Annotated in this window: 3 protein-coding genes; 2 read left to right on the top strand and 1 reads right to left on the bottom strand. The window is 73.2% G+C overall.

Annotated features, from left to right (window positions below):
• Positions 1–703: hypothetical protein (locus DEI82_RS15890; RefSeq protein WP_181435259.1), on the bottom strand; the 703-nt coding region annotated here is incomplete at its 3' end.
• Positions 704–921: 218 nt separating this feature from the next.
• Here DEI82_RS15890 and DEI82_RS15885 point away from each other — a divergent pair.
• Both DEI82_RS15885 and DEI82_RS15880 read left to right on the top strand, forming a co-directional pair.
• Entirely contained in the window at positions 922–2,355 is a 1,434-nt protein-coding gene (locus DEI82_RS15885) for a cytosine permease (protein WP_111037580.1), read from the top strand.
• Positions 2,352–3,050 carry a nucleoside deaminase gene (locus DEI82_RS15880; RefSeq protein WP_111037579.1) on the top strand — a complete coding sequence of 233 codons (699 nt, stop codon included), beginning with the start codon at positions 2,352–2,354 and terminating at the stop codon, positions 3,048–3,050. The genes DEI82_RS15885 and DEI82_RS15880 overlap by 4 nt, the downstream gene beginning before the upstream one ends.
• Positions 3,051–3,438 lie beyond the last annotated feature (388 nt).

Below are 3,438 nucleotides of genomic sequence, written 5' to 3'. Positions count from 1 at the left end.
CCCCGTACCCGCCGCCACCGTCGTCACCACTGCCGTCACCCCCGTCGTCCGCCCCACTCGCGTCGACCGGCTCACCGAACATGCCGGGCTCGGGCAGGAAGGCGCTCATGATCGTCGACCCGATGACGTAGCCCGCGACGGAGCCGAGGAGCGAGGCACCGAGCATGCTCCCGAAACCGGACCCGGACCTCCCGTACCCGCCGAACCCGCCGAATCCGCTCGCACCGCCGTACGCGCCGCGACCCCCGTACCCGCCGCCCCAACCGCCGAGCGACCGCTCGAGGGTCCCCGGTTGCCGGATCTCCGACCGCGTCGCGGCCTGCGCGAGTGAGCGGGGGTCGTCGGCGCGAGGAGCCTCACCGGCGGGCGCGGTGCGCGACAACTCATCGAACACCATGCGTCGCTGCTCGGGTGTCAACCGGGCGAAGGCCTCGGCGTGGACGTCCTCGATGCGCTCGGGCGGCGCCGTACGCAGGAGGTAGCGGTAGCGCTCCACCGCGAGTTCGTCCTCGCTCGGGGGCGTCGACGATCCCGCGGAGGCGGTACGCGCAGCACCCGGCGGCACGTCGTACGACTGCTGACCGTAGCGGTAGCCCGCGGCGGACTGCTGCCCGTACGGGTCGGCGTTCGTCGGCCATGCCTGTCGGCCACCGCCCGGCTGCGATCGGTCCTCGCGCCCGAGCAGTCGATCGAGGAATCCCATGGTGTGCCTTCCGTTCGTGTGACGCCGAGCAGAGCCCGTCGGGGCGTCCGACACTACGGCGACGGCCGCCGTGTCCGCTGTACACGTGCTCAGAGTCGACCGGAGAGCGCTGGGAGCATGCTGGGAACCGGCGACGGCCTCGCGCCGCCGTGTAAAGAGCGTGTGACGAACCGGCCATCACGACCCCGGCCGGCCGCGGGCGCTCGTAGGCTTCCTCAGTGACCACCACTGCACCGTCCCCCGTGCACGCCCGCCCGAGCCGCGTCGAACCCGGCGGCATCGAGGCCATCCCCGCTTCCGCCCGTCACGGCTCCCCGTGGCAGCTCGCGGCCACCTGGACCGCGCCGAACCTCGAGTTCGCCACGATCTACGTCGGCGTCATCGCGGTGCTGTTCTTCGGGCTCGACTTCCGCTGGGCGATGATCGCCCTCATCATCGGCAACGCACTCGGGTCGCTGACACAGGGCATCCTGTCGACGTGGGGGCCGCGTGAGGGTCTCGCACAGCTCGTGCTGAGCCGCACCGCGTTCGGGTTCCTCGGCAACATCCTGCCGGCGGGCATCAACACGATCATGGCCGGCCTGGGCTGGTTCGCCACGAACTCGGTCTCCGGCGCGCTGGCGCTGTCGACCCTCACCGGCATGAGCACCTGGCTCGCGCTGATCATCGTCGTGGTGCTCGAGGTCGCCGTGGCGTTCGTCGGCCACGACCTCGTCCAGGTGTTCGAGCGCTACGCGTCGTACATCCTCGGGATCATCTTCCTCATCGCGACGATCGTGATCTTCTCCCACGCCCACCTCGAGTACACCCCGAAGGGCGGCGGCTACTCCTTCGCCGGCTTCACCCTCACCGTGAGCGCGGCGTTCGGTTACGCCGCCGGCTGGAACCCCTACGCGTCCGACTACACCCGGTACCTGCCCGCCAGCGCATCCCGCCGCACCGCCGGCTGGGCCGCGGGCATCGGCGACTTCGTGTCGTGCACCGTCCTCATGGCGGCGGGCGCGGCAGCCGTCACCATCGGTGGGTTCGACCCGGGCGACCCGACCGGGTCGTTCACGTCGAGCCTCCCGGTCGTGATCCGCGACCTGACGCTCATCGCGATCGCAGTGGGCGCCATCGCCGCCAACTCGCTCAACATCTACTCCGGCGCGATGTCGTTCCTCGCCGCGGGCGTTCGCATCCGGTTCGGGCTGCGTCGGGCCATCGTCGCCGTCGGGTTCGGCATCATCGGCTTCTTCGTCGCGCTCTGGGCCCTGCCCGACGCCGGCGAGAAGTACGAGAACTTCCTCCTCGTCATCGCCTACTGGATCGCGCCCTGGCTCGGGGTCGTGTTCGCCGACCGGATCCTGCGTCGCGGCACGTCCATCGCGCAGTTCATCCCCGACCGCGTCCGGTACCGCAACTGGGCGGGCATCACCGCGTTCCTCATCGGCGGCGTGCTGTCCGTGTGGTTGTTCTCGAACCAGACGTTCTACGAAGGTCCCGTCGCCAAGGCGACCCCGGTCGGCGACCTCACCCCGCTCGTCGGGTTCGTCGTCGCGTTCGCGGCCTACTTCCTGCTGTTCCGCGTCGCGAAGCCGGCCGTCGGCGGTCCGCTCGCCGAGGCGCCCGACACCGTCATCGGCGTCGACGGCGCGGACGACGTCGCATGACCGACGTCGAGGAGCCGGCCGAGTCGCGGGAGCCGGCCGAGCCGCAGGAGCCGACCGTGCGGCATCCCGGTGGTGATCCCAGGGACCCGGTGACGGGCCTCCCGGCCGAGGGAGCGAGCGGCGACGCGGCCCCGTCGGCGGTCCCCGGTGGATCGGTGCAGGACGCGGCAGCGGCGTCCGGCCTCGGTGCCGTGGCGGACGACCCGGCCACCGCGGCGGGCCCGGAACCGGTCGGCGCCGGGCCGCGCTTCACGACCGCCGAGGAGCAGCTGGCCGTCGCCCGCGCCGAGGCGGAGCAGGGGCTCGTCGAGGGCGGGATCCCGATCGGCGCCGCGCTGTTCGCCGCCGACGGCACCCTGCTCGGCAGCGGCCACAACCGGCGCGTGCAGGACGACGACGCGTCGATGCACGCCGAGACGAACGCGTTCCGCAACGCCGGACGGCAGCCCGGCTACTCGGGCACGACGATGGTCACGACGCTGTCGCCCTGCTGGTACTGCTCGGGCCTCGTCAAGCAGTTCGGCATCTCCCGCGTCGTGATCGGTGAGGCGGAGACGTTCTCCGGCGGTCACGACTGGCTGCGGGAGCAGGGCGTCGAGGTCACGATCCTGGACGACCCGGACCTCGTCGCCATGATGCGCACGTTCATCGCCGAGGAGCCGACGCTCTGGAACGAGGACATCGGGGTCGAGTAGCGGCGGCGCGCGGACGCGGGCGTTGTCGCGGCCCAACGCGGGTGCGGCGGGCGAGCGCGTGGGCGGCGGGCGAGCGCGTGGGCGGCGGGCGAGCGCGTGGGCGGCGGGCGCGGCAGGCGGCAGGCGCGGGTACGTGCGGCAGGCGGCAGGCGCGGGTACGCGCGGCAGGCGCGGGTGCGCGCGGCAGGCGCGGGTACGCGCGGCAGGCGCGGGTACGCGCGGCAGGCGCGGGTACGCGCGGCAGGCGGCAGGCGCGGGCGCGAGGCGGCAGGCGCCAGGCGCGCGCGGCGGGCGGTCGGCAGCGCGGGCGCGGTCCCGAGAGGACGGCTTGCGCCCCCCGCCCCCGGTCCGTTCCAGGCCGCACCGGTGTCCCCCGCTCTGCCCGTAC

Source organism: Curtobacterium sp. MCBD17_019 (assembly GCF_003234555.1).
In the GTDB taxonomy this organism is placed as follows: Bacteria; Actinomycetota; Actinomycetes; order Actinomycetales; family Microbacteriaceae; genus Curtobacterium.
The sequence above is the reverse complement of the archived record's forward strand: the minus strand, read 5'-3'. Positions and strand labels throughout refer to the sequence as shown.